Raw genomic sequence first — 18,734 nt, forward strand, 5'->3', positions numbered from 1 at the left:
TTGCCCATCCCTTAGGGCAAAGCGACATGACCGGCCAGACCACAGCCCCCGCGGGCCACCCCCTTGACTGGCGCGAGACGCCATTTGGCGCCGTGCCGGTGTCGCGGCAGTTCGACGATCCGTTCTATTCCCTGCAAGGCGGGCTGGCCGAGACCCGGCACGTCTTTCTGGCGGGAAACGGCCTGCCCGAGCGGTTCCACGACGGGTTCCACGTAGGCGAGCTGGGCTTTGGCACCGGGCTGAACTTCCTCGTGACGCTGCAGGCGTTCCGCGACGCGGGCGTGCCGGGGCGCCTGCAGTTCACCAGTTTCGAGGCCTATCCGCTGGACGCAGGGGCGCTGGCCAAAGCACTGGCGCCCTTTGCTGCCGATCTGCCGGTGCAGGTGTTGCCGCGTGTCGCGGATGCGCAAGGGGACGACTTTACCCTGCGGATCATCGCGGGCGATGCGGCCGACAGCCTGCCCGCGTGGGACGTCTGCGTGGATGCGTGGTTCCTCGACGGCTTTTCGCCCGCCAAGAACCCGGCCCTCTGGACGCCGCAGATCCTGGCGCAGGTCGCCGCCCGGACAGCACCCGGCGGCACTGCCGCGACCTATTCCGCCGCGGGCCATGTGCGCGCAGGCCTGGCCGACGCGGGCTTTACCGTGACCCGTGTGCCGGGGTTCGCCACCAAGCGACACATGACCGTCGCCACGAAGGAGCACTGATGCAAACCTCGAATACGCGGCTGGGGATCGGCCTGATGATCGCCACGACCTTCGTCTTTGCGGTGCAGGACGGGCTGTCGCGGCATCTGGCGGGGGAATACAACGTCTGGATGATCGTGATGATCCGCTACTGGTTCTTCGCGGCCTTCGTCATTGCCATCGCGCGGGCGAAAACCGGATCGGTCCGCCGCGCCGCCGCCACCACCCAGCCCGTCCTGCAGGCCTTTCGCGGCCTGCTGCTGGCCGGAGAGATCTGCATCATGGTGCTGGGGTTCGTCGCACTTGGGCTGGTGGAAAGCCACGCGATCTTTGCCTGCTACCCGCTGCTGGTCGCGGCGCTGTCCGGCCCGGTGCTGGGCGAGGGCGTCGGCTGGCGGCGCTGGGTCGCGATCGGCGTGGGGTTTATCGGCGTGCTGGTCATTCTGGAACCGGGGATCACCGTCTTTGCCCCCGCCGCCGTGCTGCCGCTGGCGGCGGCCTGCATGTTCGCGCTTTACGGCTTGCTCACGCGCTATGTCGCGCGGGCGGACACCACCGCCACCAGCTTTTTCTGGACCGGCGTCAGCGGGGCGGTCGCGATGACCCTGATCGGCATCTGGTTCTGGGAACCGATGACCGCCCCCGACTGGGGCTGGATGGCCACGCTGTGCGTCACCGGCGTCACCGGTCACTGGCTGCTGATCCGCTGCTACGAAGTGGCCGAGGCGAGCGCCGTGCAACCCTTTGCCTATCTGCAACTGGTCTTTGCCAGCGTGATCGGCCTCACGGTCTTTGGCGAGGCGTTGCAGACCCATGTGGCCATCGGTGCGGCCATCGTCGTGGCGGCCGGTGTCTTTACCTTGATCCGGGCGCGCCGGGTCCAGCCGGTTGTCGGATGACATAGGGCCGTCGCACCGCCGGACAGGCGGGACTGGCGGATTATAGAAGCAGGTCAGGGCGCTGACATTGCGCGGCTACCAAAAGCGGCTTAACTTTATTTAAATTCGACATGTGTTCCGAGAGTGATGCCACAGACCGCCGATACCTCTTTGCCGACTTTCGTTGCGGAACCCGACGCGCTGCTGCCCCTTGGTGTGCGCGTTGCGGGGCTGGGTCTGGGCAGCATCGACTATTTGAACGACACGATCACGCTGGATCGCCGGGCCGCGACGCTGTTCGACCTGCCCGCGCACCGACCCATTCCCAGAGACGAGCTGCACGGCCGCATCCATCCCGACGAACGCCCCGCGATCGAGGCGCAGGTCAGCGCCATGCTGTCCCCCGGTCAGCCGGATTGCATCGACGTCGTCCACCGGGTCATGACCGCAGACGGCAGCGAACGCTGGCTGAGCGCGCGCAAGCAGGTCACCTTTGACCAACCCGAAGGCGAGGGGCGCAGGCCGGTCAAGGGGCTGGTCGCGATCATGGACATGACCGCCCACAAGGCGGCAGAGCGTCAGGTGCAGGATCTGATGCAGGAAATGAACCACCGGCTGAAGAACCTGCTGACCGTCGTGCAAAGCATCGCGCGGATGACCGCCCGCAGCGGCCCGATCGAGGAGTTCCTGCCCCGCTTCAATGCCCGGATGGCGGCGCTGGCGCATAATCAGGATTTGCTGGTCTCGCGCGGGGCCGGTGGCGTGGCGCTGGGCGCTCTGGTGCGCGAACAGCTGCAACCCTTTACCGATGGTGCGCAGGACCGGGTCACCATCTCCGGCCCGGATCTGCCGCTGCGGTTTCAGGCGATCCAGCCGATCGGGCTGGCCCTGCACGAACTGGCCACGAATGCGACGAAATACGGCGCGCTCTCGACGCCAGAGGGGCGTCTGGACGTCGCCTGGCAGATCGTCGACGACAAGATGACCCTGTCCTGGACCGAATCGGGCGGGCCAGAGGTGGTCCCGCCGCAGCGTCAGGGCTTTGGCAGCACCGTGCTGCAGGGCATGGTCGAAGGCGCGCTCGCGGCGGACGTGACCCTCGCATACCGCCCGGAGGGGCTGCATTGGGCACTGGTCTGCGACAGCCATCAGGTCCACGACAGCCAGCAGCCCCGTTAGGCGGGCGTTGCCCCGTCCCTGTCTTCTTGCATCCTCACGTCCATTGCCCGCAGCCGCGCTGCACCCCTGCCCCGCCGGCGTGATACCGCACCGTCAGGTCATGTCGTCTCAGCCCTCGGGACGGACCACCGGGCGCAGGGTCTGACGCGGTCCATCGTTCGTCATCGCGACAGAGGCGGGTGCGGACGGCGGGGTCGTCATCGTTTCGGGATCGTCCGTCATCGCCGGCGGTCCGACATCGGTGGCAGGCGCCACCGCCGCGACGGCCAGACGTTCGGAGGGTCTGGCTTTCGGACGCATCGGCGGCACCCCGGCGGTCGTCAGCGCGGCCTGCCGCAGCGCCCCGGCGGCCAGATCAACCGGGCGCAGCACCGGGCGCGGCAGGGCGGCGGCGGGGTTCAGCACCGCCTCCGTCCCGGTGACCGGTGCGGGCAGGTCCAGCGTGCCATCGGCGCGGGCCACGGGACGGACCACAGCGCTTTCGCCGCGCAGCAGGTCGGTAAAGCGGACCTGCCCCGCCTGCCCGGTCAGCCGCGCGCGGTAGATCGGGATCGATTCCGTCACCCGCTGGACATAATTGCGCGTCTCGCGGAACGGAATCATCTCGATCCAGTCGATCACGTCGACCTCGCCGGTGCGCGGATCGCCGCGCTCCTTCATCCAATCGCGGGGCCGGCCGGGGCCGGCATTGTAACCCGCCGCGATCTGCACCGGGCTGTCGCCGAAACGATCCTCAAGGTCCGCCAGATACCGGCTGCCCAGCGTCGCGTTGTAACGCCAGTCGGCGGTCAGACGCGCCTTGTCGTAGGGCAGGTCAAGGCTGCGCGCGACGTCCCTGGCGGTGCCCGGCATCAGCTGCATCAGCCCCAGCGCGCCCACCGGGCTGCCGACGGTCGCGTTGAACTCCGACTCGCGCCGCGCGATGGACAGCGCCAGCGCCGAGGGCACCGGCAGGTCCATATCCGCGACCCCGTGGATCGGGAAATAGACTGTCGGCACGATCAGTCCCCGCGCTGCGGCGGACTTGCCCAGCAGCACCTCGAAATAGGTCTCGTCCTGCGCCTCCAGCGCCGCACCAAGGCGTGAGAGGTCGTCCGCGTCCAGCCGCTTGCCGAGGGCGGCAAAGAACAGCACCGCCTTGCCCCGCTCGCCCGCCTGCAGCAGCGCCATGCCCGCACGCACCATGTCGTCGCGCATGATGGGTGCGTCCTGCCAGTTGCGCGCGTCCTGCGTGCCGGTCAGGAACGGATCGAGCGGCACACCCAGCTTCTCCGCCGCCAGCAAGCCGTAGAAGCTCGTCTGGTTCTGTGCCCCGCGCGCATAGGCTTCGCGGGCATCCTCGGTACGGCCCAACGCCTCCAGCGCGCGGCCTTGCCAGTATCCGGCCCGGCCCAGCGAAATCGGGCTGTCCACCTCGGCCGCGGTGCGGTCGAAATGCACCAGCGCCTGCGCGGGATCCTGCAGGTACCGCAGCTTGAGGTAGCCCGACAACCATTCGAGGTCGGCGTAGGATTCCGCACTGTCGGCGGGGTTCAGAAAATGCCGCGAGGCGAGATCGTAGGCCGCCTGATATTTGCCTTCGCGCATCTGCCAGCGCGCCAGCATCCGCCGCCAGCTGGCCCAGCGCCACGGCTGCCTAAGCGCCTCTGCGCTGGTCGACTGCGCCTGCAGGATCGCCATGGCGTCAGACTGGCGGCCCTTGCTGGCCTGCCAGTTGAACCGGTCGTACAGCAGCCCCGGCGTGCTGCGCAGCGCCGCCGGCACCGCCGCCAGCGCCGCATCGGGATTGCCCGCCTTGCGGATCAGCGCAACCCGCGCCCGCACCAGCGCGCTGTCGTCGGCCCCCAGCAGGGGCAGCATCCGCTCTGCCTCTGCCGTCTGCCAGCGCCACAGCAGCGCATCGGCGCGGGCCATGTGCAGATCCGCCAGATCGACGCCGTAGGCCGCCAGCAAGGCAGCCTGACCGCCCTCGGTCAGCGACAAGCCGGTCCATGCGGCGCGCACCGTCGCGCGTGCCGCAGCAGCATCACCCAGCGCCGCCTGCGCCTGCGCCAGACGCACCGCACCCTCTCCGGTCATCGGCGCGGTCTTGCTGAACCAGCCGACCACCGCCTTGGGATCGTAACCCGCCGGGATCAGCAACTCGCCCGCACTGCGTAACGTGTCCTGACCGGGCCAGTCCGCGTTGGTCGCATCGAAGGCAATATAGTCGGCAAAGGCCGCATCCCCGAACCGCAGCCGCTGCCATGTCACCAGATCGCGGATCGCCCGGTCATCGGCCCCGGCCTTGACATAGGCGTTCAGGAAATCACGCTTCATGGCATATGTCACGGCGGCCACGTCGTCGCCGGTCACCTGGGCCAGCCCCGGAAGCGGGGCGGCAAGAAGACTGGCTGCGACAGCAAGGCGGCGCAAGGCGGGGAACGACATCAGGGGGTTCCGGGTCTGTGGAAAAGGGTCATCGCATGGTATCTGTCGCACGGGTGCGTGCAACGCACAATCTTGGCATTGCGCGCAAACCCGTCTAGGGTCCGCCACGTTCCAGCGGCCCGACCGGGCCATGCCCCTCTCACAGGACTTCGACCCCATGTTCAAAGGCTCTTACGTCGCCCTCGTCACCCCCTTCGTGGACGGAGAAGTGGACCTCGCCGGGCTGAAACGGCTGGTCGACTGGCATGTGGATCAGGGCACACACGGTCTGGTCCCGGTCGGCACGACAGGCGAAAGCCCGACGCTGACCCATGCAGAGCATGATCTGGTCGTGAAAACCGTGGTCGACCACGCCGCAGGCCGCGTGCCCGTGATTGCGGGCGCGGGATCGAACAACACCGTCGAAACCGTGCGTCTGGTGCAGGCCGCCAAGGCCGCAGGCGCCGCCGCGGCGCTGGTCGTGACACCCTACTACAACAAACCAACGCAGAACGGCCTGATCGCGCACTTCACCGCTGCTGCCAATTGCGGCCTGCCGATCGTGATCTACAACATCCCCGGCCGCTCCGCCGTGGACATGAGCGTCGCGACGATGGCCGAACTCGCCAAGCTGCCGATGATCGTGGGCGTCAAGGACGCCACCGGTGATTTGTCCCGCGTGCCCAAGCAGCGGATGACCTGCGGCACGGACTTCGTCCAGATGTCGGGCGAGGATGCGACGGCACTCGGCTTCAACGCCCACGGCGGCGTTGGATGCATCTCCGTCACCGCGAACGTGGCCCCGGCGCTCTGCGCCCAGATGCAAGTGGCCACGCTCGCCGGCGACTACGCCACGGCACTGGACATCACCGACCGCCTGATGCCCCTGCACGAGGCGATCTTCCTCGAACCGGGCCTCGTCGGTGCGAAATACGGCCTGTCCCTGCTGGGCCACGGCAACGCCGATGTGCGCCCCCCGCTGGTCGGCCTGACCGACCCGGTCAAGGACCGGATCCGCGCCGGCATGGTCCACGCCGGCCTGCTGAACTGATCTGGCCGAGGGTCGCGTGTTCATCGCGCATCTCCCAGCCGGTTACCTCGCGACGCGGGCCCTGCGGCCGCGACTGCCCCGTGACCAGTGGGGCAGGCTGCTCGCGGTCGCCCTGATCTGTTCCGTGCTGCCCGACGCCGACCTGCTGTGGTTCTATTTGGTCGACCACCGCCAGACCGAGCATCATGCCTACGTGACCCACTGGCCCCTGTTCTGGGTGGCCCTCGCCCTTGCGGCGGTCCTGCTGCCATGGGGCCGCAGGCGGGCTGCGGCGCAGACCCTCATCGGCACGGGCCTGATCTGCCTGCTGCTGCACATGGCGATGGACAGCTTCGCCGCGACGATCTTCTGGCTGCGTCCATTCTCGGATCTGCATCTCAACGTGGTCGAGGTGCCCGCCCGCTTCGACTGGTGGGTGTGGAATTTCATCTTTCACTGGACCTTCGCGGTCGAGTTCGCGATCTGCATCACCGCGTGCGTCGTCGCGTGGCAAACGCGCGGCACGCGCAACGCCACGCAAGCCTAGGGACGGGGGGTGGGGCGCCTTTGCGGGCTTGCCCGCAAACAGCGTCACCCCCCGTTCCGCAGCCAACCCTCTGCATAATCCACGGTCTCGCAACCGCCGAACCGCGCGGCCCGCGCCAGTTCCGCCTGCAACCGCGCCAATCGCCCCTGCCCCATTGCAACACCCGCCTCCGGCCAGAAGGCGCGGACCGCCAGCACCGCGCCCTGCCGGGCCATGTCGATGCGTCCGATGGCACCTGTGCCTTCCCAGACCGGAAAAACGTAATAGCCATACCTGCGCCGGGGCGCGGGCACGAAGATCTCGATCCGGTAATGAAACCCGAACAACCACTCCGCCCGTTTGCGATCCCGCAGGGCGGGATCGAAAGGCGACAGGATCCTCACCCGACCGGGCACGTCCGGCACCGTGTCGGCCACATCCGCCCGCACGATGCAGCGCCGCCGTTTGCCGTCGTGCCCCGTCACGTCCAGCGGGATCGCCTCGCTCGCGGCCAGCGCCGCCTGACACCAGTCGCGCGCCTCGGCGGGCGTCACCACGGCCCAGAAGGCCGCGATTTCGCCGCTGGTGGCGAATCCCAGCCGGTCGAGGGCCGCACCGCAGAGCCAGTCGATCGTCGCCGCCGCATCGCCTGGTACCGCGCGCACGGCATCCGGAATCACCCGCTCGGTCAGGTCATAGACCTTGCGGAACCCGTCGCGCCGCAGGACAGAGACCTGACCGCTGCGCCACAGATATTCCAGCGCGGTCTTGCTGGGATGCCACTCCCACCAGCCACCGCCGCTGCGCACCTCGTCCACCCCCACCTCGCCAGAGGTGCAGGCGCCGTGGTCCGCGATCTGGCGCAGCACCGTGTCCACCTGCCCGCCAAAGCCCGCGGGCCGGTCGATCTCCCACCGGCTCTCCAGCCTTGCTGCATCGCGGGCGAACCGCAGCCGCCAGTGCGGCCACAGGTCCATCGGGATCACGGCGGCATCGTGGGTCCAATGTTCGAACACGGCCCGGTCGCGGGCCAGCAGCCGGTCCAGCGCCTCTGGCCGATACCGCCCATGACGTGCCCACAGGATCAGGTCATGGGCGCGGGCAAAGGTGTTCACGCTGTCCACCTGCACGAATCCCAGATCCGCGATCACCGCCCCCGCACTCTGCCCCGCGTCACGCCCCAGACCGTGACGGTCCAGAAATACCCGCCGCGCGGCATCGTTCGCCAGCACCGACACGCTCATGGCGCCATCTGCCCGGCGCGGATGCTGCGCAGGCTGTCCAGCATCAGCGCCGTCGTCAGCCCGATGTTCAAAAGCCCGTTCGTCGCCGCCATCCCCGCCAGCAACCGCCAGTCCTGCGGCAGCAGCACGTCGCCCAACCCCAGCGTGGTGAAGGCCACCAGCGCGAAATAGACCGCTTCCTCCAGCGTCCCGAAAATCTCCAGCCCGCGCAAGGCCAGCGCCCAGATCCACACACCCACGGTCATCTGCGCCAGCACCCAGATCGCCGTCATGCTCAGCACCAGCGCCAGCTTGGGCCGGTGCGGCCGACGCGCCAGCCACGGATGCAGCCGGTGCAGCACCAGTTCCATCACCCAATAGCTGCCCCCCGCGATCAGGATCGAGATCAGCACCAACGCGCTGCCAAGGGCAATCTGGATCAGCATGGGTCATCCTTTGCGGGTCGCGGCGACCTTAGCACCGGCGCACCGATCGGCCAGCCGTCTTGTGCAGCACCGCTGCCTGTCCTACATCGGGCGCATGGCCAGCAAATCCGACAACAAGAACTACAAGGTCGTCGCCGAAAACCGGCGCGCCCGTTATGATTTCGAGATCCAGGAGGATCTGGAGGTCGGCATCATCCTGCACGGATCAGAGGTCAAATCCCTCCGCGTGGGCCAGTCGAACATTGCCGACAGCTATGCCTCCGTGGACAACGGCGAACTCTGGCTGACCAACAGCTATATCGCGCCCTACGAACAGGCCATGTTCGGGCACGAGGCACGCGCCAAGCGCAAGCTGCTGGTGAAATCCCGCGAACTCGCCCGCCTGTGGAACGCGACCAAGCGCGAGGGCATGACCCTTGTCCCGCTGGTCATGTACTTCAACGACCGCGGGTTGGTGAAGCTGAAGATCGCCATCGCCAAGGGCAAGAAAAACCACGACAAGCGCGCCTCTGACGCGAAACGCGACTGGGCGCGGCAGAAACAGCGCATCCTCAAGACGCACGACTGATCGCCGGAACTTGTGCTGGACCAAGCGCTGCGCTAGGCAGGAGCCGATCCGCAGCAGAGGTGCGCCATGCCAGAAACGTCCGACGATCCGCACACGCTGGTCAGCACCGACTGGCTGGCCGCCCACCTGAACGATCCCGACCTGCGCCTGCTCGACGCCTCGTGGCACATGCCGGACGCGGGCCGCGACGGGCGCGCCGAATATAAAGACACCCATATCCCCGGTGCCCGCTTCTTTGACATCGACGAGATCAGCGACGCCCGGTCCGAACTGCCCCACATGGCCCCCGCGACCGAAAAATTCATGTCCCGCATGCGTGCCATGGGCGTGGGCGACGGCCATCAGGTCGTGGTCTACGACAGCACGGGCCTGTTTTCCGCCGCCCGCGTCTGGTGGCTGTTCCGCCTGATGGGCAAGCGCGACGTCGCGGTCCTCGACGGTGGCCTGAAAAAATGGCTGGCCGAGGGACGCGAGACCGAGGACATGCCCCCCGTCATCCGCGACCGCCACATGACCACCAGCCGCCAGAACCAGATGGTGCGCGACGTGACACAGGTGGCCCGCGCGGCCAAGCTCGGCGATCACACGATCCTCGACGCGCGCGGCCCGGGCCGCTTCACGGGCGCGGAAAAGGAACCCCGCGCCGGCCTGCGCAGCGGCCATATCCCCGGCGCGCGCAACGTGCATTACGCGACGCTGCTGAACGCCGACGGCACGATGAAACCCGTCCCCGCCCTGCAAAAGGTCTTTGCCGAGGCCGGTGCCGATCTGACCAGACCGGTCATCACCACCTGCGGGTCCGGCGTGACCGCGGCGATCATCAATCTGGCGCTGGAACGGATCGGCAATACCGACCACGCGCTTTACGACGGGTCATGGTCCGAATGGGGCATGTATCCCGACCTTCCCATTGCAACCGGCCCTGCCGACTGAACAGGCCCTAAGGAAACCCGCGATGTTCCAGACGCTCAAGGCGCAACCCGCCGACAAGATCCTGTCCCTGATGCAGACCTACAAGGCGGACCCCCGCGACGACAAGATCGACCTTGGCGTCGGCGTCTACAAGGACGCCAGCGGCAACACGCCGGTCATGCGCGCGGTGAAAGAGGCAGAACGCCGCCTCGTCGCCGACCAGACCACCAAGGCCTACGTGGGCTTGGCCGGTGATCCGGCCTTTGCCGACGCGATGATCGACCTGCTGCTGTCGGACACCCTGCCCCGCGACCGCATCGCCGCCATCGCGACCCCCGGTGGCACCGGTGCGATCCGTCAGGCGCTGGAAATGGTCAAGCTCGCCGCGCCCGAGGCGACCGTCTGGATCAGCAACCCGACCTGGCCGAACCACCCGTCGATCATCAAGTTCCTCCGCATGAAGGTCCGTGAATACCGCTACTTTGACGAGGCCACGCGCGGCGTCGATTTCGACGGCATGATCGCCGATCTGGGCACCGTGGCCGAGGGCGACGTCGTCCTGCTGCACGGCTGCTGTCACAACCCGACCGGCGCCAACCCGACGGCGGACCAGTGGGACACCATCATCAAGACCCTGCAGGACGCAAAGGCCGTGCCGCTGGTCGACGTGGCCTATCAGGGCTTTGGCGACGGGCTGGAAGAAGACGCCGCCGCCACCCGCAAGATCGCGAGCGCCTTCCCGAACCTGATGATCGCAGCGTCGTGTTCCAAGAACTTCGGCATCTACCGCGAGCGGACCGGCATCCTGATGGGCATCGCCCGCGACGAGGCCGAGGCAAAGCTGACGCAGGCCAACCTCAACTTCCTGAACCGTCAGAACTACTCCTTCCCGCCCGATCACGGTGCCCGTGTCGTCACCACGATCCTGACCGACCCCGCCCTGCGCGCCGACTGGGAGGCGGAACTGGAAGACACCCGCAACACCATGCTCGACCTGCGCCAACAGCTCGCGGACGAGCTGCGCCGTCTGTCCAACGACGACCGCTTCGATTTCATCGCGGACCACCGCGGCATGTTCAGCCGCCTCGGCACGACCGAAGACAAGGTCGAGACGCTGCGCGCCGACCACGGCATCTACATGGTCAGCGACAGCCGCATGAACATCGCCGGCCTGAACGCCCAGACCGTGCCGATTCTGGCGCAGGCCATCGTCGACGCCGGTATCTGACGAACCGGGCCCGCCCGACAGGCGGGTCCGCACCACCCCTTGTATGCGGCCCGACGCGCGGGCGTCGCGTTTGAATCCTCCTGCACATCCGCTCTAGAACGGATCATGAACAGTCATTCCTTTACATTTGGTGAACACCGCCTGACGGCCCTGCCGTCGGGCGCGCTCTGGTGGGCCGACCGCCGCCTGCTCTGCATCTCGGACATGCACCTGTGCAAGTCGGACCGGATCGCGCGCCGCTCCGGACAAATGCTGCCGCCCTACGAGACTCAGGAGACCCTCTCGAAACTGGCGCATGATATCGCCTTGATGGCACCAGAGACCGTTCTTTGCCTCGGCGACAGCTTCGACGACCTGATGGCCGCCGAAAGCCTCTCGCCCACCGACACGGACACCCTCGCCAGCCTGCAGGCCGGGCGCCGCTGGCTCTGGCTCGAAGGGAACCACGATCCGGGTCCGCTGACCTTTGGCGGGACCCACCTGGCCGTCCACACCGACGGCGGTCTGACGTTCCGCCACATCGCAAGCCACACCGCGCTGGAAATCTCGGGACATTACCACCCGAAACACGCCATCCCCGGCGCGGGCGGCGCGCGCGCCTGCTTCCTCACCGACGGCACCCGCCTGATCCTGCCCGCGTTTGGTGCCTATACCGGCGGCCTGCGGGCGACGGACCCCGTCCTCGCCCGCCTCTTCACCGGACAGACCGTGGCGATCCTGACAGGGCACCGCGCGCTCTGCGTGCCGCTCGCCCGGTCAACGTCCGCAGCGCCGTCGCGGCGCCTGCGCCACAGCAAGCAGTAGCGCCCCACCCGCCCCTCAGGGGACGGTGGGCGGGGCGCCTTCGGGCGTCAGCCCGAACAGCGTCGTCGACCGTCCCCGTCAGGGACGCCAGACCCGCTGTCCGGGTACATGCAACACCAGCGTATCGCCCAGCCGCAGCGTGCCCGGGCGCTCGACCCAGGCGGTGACACCGCGCCGCCCGGCGGCCGCCGCCTTGAAGGCCTTGCCGTGTCCCGGTCGCGCCGCCTCGATCGTTCTGGCCACCAAAGTGCAAGGCTGGTTCAGCATGTCGACGCAAAGCGTCACACCGTCCGGCCCCTGCAGCCGCGACGACGGCGGCAGATGGGTGAAATCACCGATCCCGCTCACCACGACAGACGCACCAAGCCACGCCGGATCGACCGCCTCCAGCCCCAGCTTGTCGGCGATCACCGCAAGCTCCTCCGCGCTCACGATGCTGACCTGCCGCACGTTCCGGATCTCGGTCCCCTTGGGATACTGCGTCGTCACACGGCTGCAGGACGCCCGCGTCAGACCCGCATGCACCTCGCCGGTCATGCCGTCGAACCCCAGCGCCATCGCAGCCAGCGGCTCGCCTGCGATCTCGGGCGCATCCCGGTGCGGCACGCGACCCAGCCATGTCACGCGCCCCAGATACTCCGTCTTTTCCAGCGCCGGCATGACATCACTCCCAAATGCAAAAGGCCCCGTGCTTTGCAGCACGGGGCCCTTGATTAATCAACCCGGATCAGGCGGTCGGTTCCGGCTCCATCCCGCCGTCCGCCTTCGGCTGCTTGCGCGTCTTGGGCACTGAGGGGATCGCGTTCCCGCCAGACGGCGGCGTGTCGTCCAGATCCTCGCCCCGCTTCAGCGCCTCGCCGGCGATGACGCGCGTGATCTCGTTGCCGGTCAGCGTCTCGTATTCCAGCAGGCCCTGCGCCAGGCGCTCCAGATCGTCGCGCTTCTCGGTCAGGATGCGCATCGCGGTGTCATAGCCTTCCTGCACCAGCGATTTCACCTTGTCGTCGATGATCTTCTGGGTATCCGCCGAATGGTTCGTGCCGCCACCGTAGTTCCCCAGATAGGAGTTCTGCTCGTTGGCGTAATCCACGAAACCCAGCTCTTCGGCATAGCCGAACTGCGTGACCATCGCACGGGCGATCTTCGACACCTGCTGGATGTCAGACGATGCACCCGAGGTCACCTGATCCTTGCCGAACACCAGCTCCTCGGCCACACGGCCGCCCATCGCCATGGCGATCTTGGAGGTATACTTCGTGTAGCTCACCGACAACTGGTCCCGCTCCGGCAAGCTCAACACCAGACCCAGCGCACGGCCGCGCGGAATGATCGTCGCCTTGTGGATCGGGTCGTGCTGCGGCACGTTCAGGCCGACGACGGCGTGACCGGCTTCATGGTAGGCAGTCAGCTTCTTCTCGTCTTCGGTCATCACCATGCTGCGACGCTCCGCGCCCATCATGACCTTGTCTTTGGCCGATTCGAAGTCGATCATCGTCACGAACCGGCGTCCCACGCGGGCCGCCATCAGCGCGCTTTCGTTCACGAGGTTCGCAAGGTCAGCACCGGAGAAACCAGGTGTTCCGCGCGCGATGATGCGCAGGTCCACATCGGGACCCAGCGGCACCTTGCGCGCATGGACGCCAAGGATCTTCTCGCGGCCCTTGATGTCGGGATTCGGCACCGTGACCTGCCGGTCGAAACGACCGGGGCGCAGCAGCGCGGGGTCCAGCACGTCGGGCCGGTTGGTGGCCGCGATGATGATGATGCCCTCGTTCGCTTCGAAACCGTCCATCTCGACCAAGAGCTGGTTCAACGTCTGCTCGCGCTCGTCGTTGCCGCCACCGTAACCGGCACCACGGGACCGGCCCACGGCGTCGATTTCGTCGATGAAGACGATGCAGGGCGCGTTCTTCTTCGCCTGCTCGAACATGTCGCGCACCCGGCTGGCACCGACACCCACGAACATCTCGACAAAGTCGGAACCCGAGATCGTGAAGAACGGCACACCCGCCTCGCCCGCAATGGCGCGGGCCAGCAGCGTCTTACCGGTGCCCGGAGGGCCAACCAGCAGCGCACCCTTGGGGATCTTGCCACCCAGCCGGCTGAACTTCTGCGGGTTGCGCAGGAATTCGACGATCTCTTCCAGCTCGTCCTTCGCCTCGTCGATGCCCGCGACCTCGTCAAAGGTCACACGACCGTGCTTTTCGGTCAAAAGCTTTGCCTTGGACTTGCCAAAGCCCATCGCACCGCCTTTGCCGCCGCCCTGCATCCGGTTCATGAAGAACACCCAGACACCGATCAGCAGCACGAAGGGCAGCAGGCCGATCAGAAAGCTCGACAGCGGCGATTGTTCCTGGCTTTTCGCGGTGACGGGAATGTCGCGCGCGATCAGCAGGTTGGTGACTTCCGCATCCGCCGGCTTGATCGCGACATAGTCGCGACCGTCGGTGCCGCGATAGCGAACCTGCTCGCCATCCAGCGTGACGCTGCTGACCGAGTCGCTTTCAACGGCACTCACGAATTCGGAATAACTTTTGGAATTGCTCATCCCCGCATTGGTGCCGCCACTGAACAGATTGAACAGCGTCAGAACCAGCAGGAACAGGACGACCCAAAAGACGATGTTACGCGCGTTGCCCAATGGAAGGCTCCTTTGACATCGGAAATTACCGGCCGTCTACTAACAGACCGTTTATTGTCATGCAAAATAGACATTCCCGCGCGATCTTCAATGCGCAAGCAGCCGGTTCGGCAACTCTCCTCCCGGGGGATGGTGTTCCAGCACGTATCGGGGTCCGAACCGCAGCGGCTGACAGGCGACCAGACGGTCGCCGTCCCAGACCCCCGGCAGGCCCGCCAGTACCAGACGCGGCGCGCGCGGCGCGGGCTTTGCGGCGATCTGCGCCAGCCCCGCCTCGCCCAGCGCGCCCACGCTCAACCCTTTGATGTTGGGTCCGAAAACCCGCCACCGGCCGTCCCACAGGGGCTGGCTTTCGCCCACGGCGATCCGCCCCGCCACCCGTGCAGGCTCCCGCGCGATCCAGACGCGATCGCCGCGCGGCACCACGATTCCGCCGTGCAGCGTCGTCGTCCCACCGCCGATCAGCCGCGCCAGCGCATCCTCCAGCGCATCCAGACGGGGGCGATAGGTCGCAGTTGCGACCATCTGCAAGGCCGCCGCCAGAATGCGCAACTGCGTTTCCGCCTCGACCCAGGCAAAGCCGTCGCGGTCCAGCACGACAGCCCCCGGCGCCGTCGCATCGTCGCGCATGACCTGCACAGCGACGTCATGGGCGCGCCGGTCCAGCGCCACCTGCGCGCGGCCCATCTGTCGCGCCGTATCGGCCAGCGTGGCGACATCCAGCCCCTCTGCCCCGATCAGGCGGCGCATCCGGACGCGGGCATAGGCGTCGTCGTCGTTCGACGGATCGTCGACGTAAGGGATATGCAAAGTCTTGAGATAATGGCGAAGCGCGGCTCGGTCGGTGTCCAGCAGCGGGCGCAGGATCTCGAACGCCGCCGACGGCGTGGCGGGCGATGGCGGGCCGTCCGGGCAGGTCACCGGCGCCGCAGCCGCCCGGACCGTGGTGCGCACGGCCATCGCCGCCAGCCCGTCCACGCCGGACCCCCGCGCCAGCCGCATCAGCAGCGTTTCCGCCTGATCGTCGCGGGTGTGGGCCATCAGGACATGGCCGCAAACGCCCCGCCACCCCCCGATCAGGTCGCGCCGCGCACGCCGGGCCGTGTCCTGCAGGTTGCCCTGCCCGTCCCAGCCGGTCCAGCGCAGGGTGCTGTGCGGCAGGCCCAGTGCGGCACACGCATCGGCCACCATCGTCGCCTCGGCGGCACTCTCGGTGCGCAACCCATGATCCACCGTAACGACCCACAGCCGCACGCCATAGACGCGCGCCCAAGCAGCGGCCAGATGCAGCATCGCCATGCTGTCACCGCCACCGGAAACGGCAACGGCGATATCTCTGGGAAAGTCGGGGCCAAGCATCTGCCCCATCCGGTCCGCGAACCGCTGGGGCAGATCGATCCCTAGGGACACGACAGCGCGACGCGCGCGTTGGCGGCATCGGCCACGAAGGGCGAGGTCGGGAACCGCACCGCCACTTCGTTCAGCGTCACGCAAGCATCCTGATTCTGGCCCACGTCGCCCAGCGCCTTGCCCAGCCGGAACAGCGCCTCTGGCGCCGCCGTGCCTTCGGGATTGCCGGAAAACGCCTCCAGATAGGCGCGGGCGGCATTGGGCGTGTCGCCCAAGCCTTCGAGCGCCTTGCCGCGCGCCAGCGCCGCGTCTTCGGTCAGCGTTGAACCCGGGTAGGTCGTGCCAAAGGCCGCAAGGAGATCCGCGGCGCTGCGAAAGTCACCGGATGCGAGCGCCTCCTGCGCCCGCTGGTAGTCCTGACTTTCGCCGACGGCGAGTTGCGGTTGTTGCGCCGGGGCGGGGGCCGCCGTCGGCACCTGCGCCGCCGAATCGACACCGCCCAGCGACGGCGTATCGCCAAGGGCGCCGATATCGCAGCCCTCCTCGATTTCGCACAGCCGGAATTCCAGATCACCGATCCGGTTGGTGCCGTCCGTGGTGATCCGGTTGATGCGGAACTCCAGCTCTTCCGTCTTGCCGGTCAGGCGGGTCAGCTCGCTTTCGATCGCGTTCAGCCGGTCCAGCGGGGTGTTCCCCACTGCACCGGTGGTCAGCGCGCCGGTCGTCGACAGTTCCGCCCGCAGGCCCTGCACATCATTGTAAAGCGTGCCCAGTTGCTGCCGGATATCCGCCAGCGTGGCCGCCTTGTCCTGCGCCATCGCGGTCGTCGCACTGAAAATCAGTGCGCCCACCGCTAATTTCAGTGCGACGGCCCGCATCAGCTTAGCGATCCGACCGAGATGACCGTGACCGCGCGGCGGTTCTTGGCGTAGCATTCCTCGTTCGAGCAGACCTCGATCGGGCGTTCCTTGCCGTAGCTGATCGTGCGCAGACGCGACGACGCGATACCCTTGCTGGCCAGATATTCACGCACCGCATTGGCCCGGCGCGCGCCAAGGGCGAGGTTGTATTCCCGCGTGCCCTGCTCGTCCGCGTGACCTTCGATGATCGCCAGATAGTCGCTGTTGGTCTGCAACCAGTTCGCCTGACCGTCCAGCGTGGCCTGCCCCTGCGGTGTCAGGCTGCTGCTGTCCACGACGAACAGCACGCGGTCGCCCACGGTCTGCTGGAAATAGGCCGCACTGCGCGGGTCGGACGCGCCGCCATTGCCCGCCGGCATCGCATTGCCCAGCGGCGCGCCGCCGTTCGCCATCCCGTCAGCCCCGTTCGCACCGCCGAACCGGTCAGGCCGCGTGCAAGCGGCGGTCGACAGCGCCAGCAGCACCAGCATCGCCTTGGTCGTCATCTTCATGTCAAATCGTCCCTATGAACTGCTCTTTGTGTCACTCTAGCACGGCCCTGCGGCCATGTTAATCACGGCTGCAACGGGCCCCACGACGGGTCCGACGCGCCGCCCTGAACGGGCACTTCCTTCAGGTTCCGGCCGGAAATATCGACCGAATACATTGCCGAAGTGCCGCCCGCCCCCTGCGTTTCGCGGGTGAACATCAGCACGCGGCCATTGGGCGACCAGGTCGGGCCCTCGTCAAGGAACGATGTCGTCAGAAGACGCTCCTCCGACCCGTCCGTGCGCATGACGCCGATATGGAACTGCCCGCCGTTCTGGTTGGTGAACGCGATCAGGTCGCCGCGCGGCGACCAGACGGGGGTGCCGTAACGCCCCTCGCCAAAGGACACGCGCCGCGGCTCTCCGCCACCGGCGGACATGATGTAGATCTGGCTGCCGCCGGACCGGTCGGATTCAAACACGATCTGGCTGCCGTCGGGGCTGAAGCTGGGCGCCGTTTCGATGCTGGGCGCATTGGTCAGCCGGGTCGATCCGCCGCTGTTCAGGTCAGAGATGTAAAGGTCCGTGTTGCCGCCGTTGGCGATCGAATAGACCACCCGCGCGCCGTCCTTGGAAAAGCGGGGGGAAAACGCCATCTCGCCCTCTGCCGTTGCAACCTGCCGCTTGGTGACAGAGCCGACGTCCAGCAGGTTGATCCGCGGAAAGCCCGATTCGTAAGAGGTATAAAGCACCCGGTCGCCCGAGGGCGAGAACCGTGGCGCCAGCACGATGGCGCTGCTGTCGGTCAGGAACTGCGTGTTCGCGCCGTCGAAATCCATGATCGCCAGACGCTTCTGGCGGTTGTCCTTCGGCCCCTGCTCGGCCACGTAGACGACGCGGCTGTCGAAATAGCCGCCCTCGCCGGTGATCCGGCTATAGGCTGCATCGGCCACCTTGTGCGCCATGCGCCGCCAGCCCTGCGTCGTGCCGGCGAATTGCAGCCCCTCGCCCAGCTCTGCCCCGGTGAACACGTCATACAGGCGGAACTTCACCGTCAGCTGGTCGCCGTTCACCGCCACGGCGCCGCCGATCAGCGCCTGCGCGTTGATCGCCCGCCAGTCAGGATAGGCGACAGGAGAGCCGAATGCCCCCATCTGGCTGATGTAGGCGCTTGACGGGATTTCCCGGAACAGGCCCGTCCCGCCCAGATCCTGCGCCACCAGCCGGCTGATATCGCTCGCCAGCTGCTCGGCGCCAGCGGTCTCTGCGGTGAATGTCGGCACCGCAAAGGGCAGCGGCTCGATCACGCCATCGGTGATCGTCAGCCGCAGCGGCCCGCTTTGCGCCAGCACTGGCGCGGTCGTGCCCAGCGCCAGCACGGCGGCCACTGCAGCAATCATGAACCGGTTCTTCATCACTCTCGTCCTCACTCGCAGGGCTTTGCGCCCGTTTGCCTGTTGTTGACAC

18 protein-coding genes are annotated in these 18,734 nt (G+C 67.3%); 9 read left to right on the forward strand and 9 right to left on the reverse strand.

Annotation, left to right across the window (positions count from 1 at the left end; genetic code table 11):
• Positions 1-26: 26 nt before the first annotated feature.
• The 3 genes from mnmD to GLR48_RS00210 all read left to right on the forward strand — a co-directional run bounded on the left by mnmD (position 27) and on the right by GLR48_RS00210 (position 2,743).
• On the forward strand, positions 27-707 hold the full coding sequence (gene mnmD, locus GLR48_RS00200) for a tRNA (5-methylaminomethyl-2-thiouridine)(34)-methyltransferase MnmD (RefSeq protein WP_237057643.1): 681 nt from the start codon (positions 27-29) through the stop codon (positions 705-707).
• Positions 707-1,585: a DMT family transporter gene (locus tag GLR48_RS00205; protein WP_237057646.1), complete on the forward strand. Its 879-nt coding sequence runs from the start codon at positions 707-709 to the stop codon at positions 1,583-1,585. Before mnmD ends, GLR48_RS00205 begins: the two co-directional genes overlap by 1 nt.
• Before the next feature lie 126 nt (positions 1,586-1,711).
• The gene (locus tag GLR48_RS00210; protein WP_237057648.1) at positions 1,712-2,743 is read left to right on the forward strand and encodes a sensor histidine kinase; all 1,032 of its coding nucleotides are present in this window, start codon (positions 1,712-1,714) and stop codon (positions 2,741-2,743) included.
• Between the two features lie 108 nt (positions 2,744-2,851).
• Here the strand turns inward: GLR48_RS00210 and GLR48_RS00215 are convergent, their stop codons facing one another.
• On the reverse strand, positions 2,852-5,173 hold the full coding sequence (locus GLR48_RS00215) for a lytic transglycosylase domain-containing protein (protein WP_237057650.1): 2,322 nt from the start codon (positions 5,171-5,173) through the stop codon (positions 2,852-2,854).
• Positions 5,174-5,330: 157 nt separating this feature from the next.
• Between GLR48_RS00215 and dapA the strand changes: the two genes are divergently transcribed.
• Positions 5,331-6,203 carry a 4-hydroxy-tetrahydrodipicolinate synthase gene (gene dapA / locus GLR48_RS00220; protein WP_237057652.1) on the forward strand — a complete coding sequence of 291 codons (873 nt, stop codon included), beginning with the start codon at positions 5,331-5,333 and terminating at the stop codon, positions 6,201-6,203.
• Positions 6,204-6,219: 16 nt separating this feature from the next.
• Positions 6,220-6,729: a metal-dependent hydrolase gene (locus GLR48_RS00225; protein ID WP_237057653.1), complete on the forward strand. Its 510-nt coding sequence runs from the start codon at positions 6,220-6,222 to the stop codon at positions 6,727-6,729.
• A 44-nt stretch (positions 6,730-6,773) separates the two neighbouring features.
• Here the strand turns inward: GLR48_RS00225 and GLR48_RS00230 are convergent, their stop codons facing one another.
• Together GLR48_RS00230 and GLR48_RS00235 are read right to left on the reverse strand one after the other, a co-directional pair.
• Complete coding sequence (locus GLR48_RS00230; RefSeq protein WP_237057654.1) at positions 6,774-7,952, reverse strand: winged helix-turn-helix domain-containing protein; 1,179 nt, start codon at positions 7,950-7,952, stop codon at positions 6,774-6,776.
• A complete protein-coding gene (locus GLR48_RS00235) occupies positions 7,949-8,377 on the reverse strand; it encodes an ion channel (RefSeq protein ID WP_237057655.1) in 429 nt (142 codons plus the stop codon). The genes GLR48_RS00230 and GLR48_RS00235 overlap by 4 nt, the downstream gene beginning before the upstream one ends.
• 94 nt (positions 8,378-8,471) lie before the next feature.
• Here GLR48_RS00235 and smpB point away from each other — a divergent pair, with 94 nt between their 5' ends.
• From smpB to pdeM, 4 genes are all read left to right on the forward strand, one after another.
• Positions 8,472-8,945: an SsrA-binding protein SmpB gene (gene smpB / locus GLR48_RS00240; RefSeq protein ID WP_237064265.1), complete on the forward strand. Its 474-nt coding sequence runs from the start codon at positions 8,472-8,474 to the stop codon at positions 8,943-8,945.
• Positions 8,946-9,011: 66 nt separating this feature from the next.
• The gene (gene sseA / locus GLR48_RS00245) at positions 9,012-9,878 is read left to right on the forward strand and encodes a 3-mercaptopyruvate sulfurtransferase (protein WP_237057656.1); all 867 of its coding nucleotides are present in this window, start codon (positions 9,012-9,014) and stop codon (positions 9,876-9,878) included.
• 22 nt (positions 9,879-9,900) lie between these two features.
• Positions 9,901-11,085, forward strand: a complete 1,185-nt coding sequence (locus GLR48_RS00250) for an amino acid aminotransferase (RefSeq protein ID WP_237057657.1) — start codon at positions 9,901-9,903, stop codon at positions 11,083-11,085.
• A 105-nt stretch (positions 11,086-11,190) separates the two neighbouring features.
• Positions 11,191-11,889 (forward strand): ligase-associated DNA damage response endonuclease PdeM, encoded by a 699-nt coding sequence (pdeM, locus tag GLR48_RS00255; RefSeq protein WP_237057658.1) that lies wholly within the window; start codon positions 11,191-11,193, stop codon positions 11,887-11,889.
• A gap of 78 nt (positions 11,890-11,967) precedes the next feature.
• Here pdeM and GLR48_RS00260 read toward each other — a convergent pair whose 3' ends face one another.
• The 6 genes from GLR48_RS00260 to tolB all read right to left on the reverse strand — a co-directional run bounded on the left by GLR48_RS00260 (position 11,968) and on the right by tolB (position 18,682).
• On the reverse strand, positions 11,968-12,549 hold the full coding sequence (locus GLR48_RS00260) for an MOSC domain-containing protein (RefSeq protein ID WP_237057660.1): 582 nt from the start codon (positions 12,547-12,549) through the stop codon (positions 11,968-11,970).
• 67 nt (positions 12,550-12,616) lie between these two features.
• Positions 12,617-14,530, reverse strand: coding sequence for an ATP-dependent zinc metalloprotease FtsH (ftsH, locus tag GLR48_RS00265; RefSeq protein ID WP_237057662.1), 1,914 nt, complete (start codon positions 14,528-14,530; stop codon positions 12,617-12,619).
• Between the two features lie 87 nt (positions 14,531-14,617).
• Positions 14,618-15,889: a tRNA lysidine(34) synthetase TilS gene (gene tilS / locus GLR48_RS00270; protein WP_237057663.1), complete on the reverse strand. Its 1,272-nt coding sequence runs from the start codon at positions 15,887-15,889 to the stop codon at positions 14,618-14,620.
• A 41-nt stretch (positions 15,890-15,930) separates the two neighbouring features.
• Positions 15,931-16,758 (reverse strand): tol-pal system protein YbgF, encoded by an 828-nt coding sequence (gene ybgF, locus GLR48_RS00275; protein ID WP_237057664.1) that lies wholly within the window; start codon positions 16,756-16,758, stop codon positions 15,931-15,933.
• Entirely contained in the window at positions 16,758-17,291 is a 534-nt protein-coding gene (gene pal / locus GLR48_RS00280; protein WP_237057665.1) for a peptidoglycan-associated lipoprotein Pal, read from the reverse strand. Before pal ends, ybgF begins: the two co-directional genes overlap by 1 nt.
• Positions 17,292-17,353: 62 nt before the next feature.
• Positions 17,354-18,682, reverse strand: a complete 1,329-nt coding sequence (gene tolB, locus GLR48_RS00285) for a Tol-Pal system beta propeller repeat protein TolB (RefSeq protein ID WP_442915731.1) — start codon at positions 18,680-18,682, stop codon at positions 17,354-17,356.
• Positions 18,683-18,734 lie beyond the last annotated feature (52 nt).

This window comes from Loktanella sp. M215 (assembly GCF_021735925.1).
In the GTDB taxonomy this organism is placed as follows: Bacteria; Pseudomonadota; Alphaproteobacteria; order Rhodobacterales; family Rhodobacteraceae; genus Loktanella.

What these genes read in the sequence shown, in the direction of transcription:
- pal (WP_237057665.1), bottom strand. Translation starts at nt 17,291, where the DNA reads ATGAAGATGACGACCAAGGCGATGCTGGTGCTGCTGGCGCTGTCGACC.
- GLR48_RS00215 (WP_237057650.1), bottom strand. Translation starts at nt 5,173, where the DNA reads ATGTCGTTCCCCGCCTTGCGCCGCCTTGCTGTCGCAGCCAGTCTTCTT.
- tilS (WP_237057663.1), bottom strand. Translation starts at nt 15,889, where the DNA reads ATGCTTGGCCCCGACTTTCCCAGAGATATCGCCGTTGCCGTTTCCGGT.
- tolB (WP_442915731.1), bottom strand. Translation starts at nt 18,682, where the DNA reads ATGAAGAACCGGTTCATGATTGCTGCAGTGGCCGCCGTGCTGGCGCTG.
- mnmD (WP_237057643.1), top strand. Translation starts at nt 27, where the DNA reads ATGACCGGCCAGACCACAGCCCCCGCGGGCCACCCCCTTGACTGGCGC.
- GLR48_RS00210 (WP_237057648.1), top strand. Translation starts at nt 1,712, where the DNA reads ATGCCACAGACCGCCGATACCTCTTTGCCGACTTTCGTTGCGGAACCC.
- GLR48_RS00230 (WP_237057654.1), bottom strand. Translation starts at nt 7,952, where the DNA reads ATGAGCGTGTCGGTGCTGGCGAACGATGCCGCGCGGCGGGTATTTCTG.
- sseA (WP_237057656.1), top strand. Translation starts at nt 9,012, where the DNA reads ATGCCAGAAACGTCCGACGATCCGCACACGCTGGTCAGCACCGACTGG.
- dapA (WP_237057652.1), top strand. Translation starts at nt 5,331, where the DNA reads ATGTTCAAAGGCTCTTACGTCGCCCTCGTCACCCCCTTCGTGGACGGA.
- GLR48_RS00250 (WP_237057657.1), top strand. Translation starts at nt 9,901, where the DNA reads ATGTTCCAGACGCTCAAGGCGCAACCCGCCGACAAGATCCTGTCCCTG.
- GLR48_RS00205 (WP_237057646.1), top strand. Translation starts at nt 707, where the DNA reads ATGCAAACCTCGAATACGCGGCTGGGGATCGGCCTGATGATCGCCACG.
- ybgF (WP_237057664.1), bottom strand. Translation starts at nt 16,758, where the DNA reads ATGCGGGCCGTCGCACTGAAATTAGCGGTGGGCGCACTGATTTTCAGT.
- pdeM (WP_237057658.1), top strand. Translation starts at nt 11,191, where the DNA reads ATGAACAGTCATTCCTTTACATTTGGTGAACACCGCCTGACGGCCCTG.
- GLR48_RS00235 (WP_237057655.1), bottom strand. Translation starts at nt 8,377, where the DNA reads ATGCTGATCCAGATTGCCCTTGGCAGCGCGTTGGTGCTGATCTCGATC.
- smpB (WP_237064265.1), top strand. Translation starts at nt 8,472, where the DNA reads ATGGCCAGCAAATCCGACAACAAGAACTACAAGGTCGTCGCCGAAAAC.
- GLR48_RS00260 (WP_237057660.1), bottom strand. Translation starts at nt 12,549, where the DNA reads ATGCCGGCGCTGGAAAAGACGGAGTATCTGGGGCGCGTGACATGGCTG.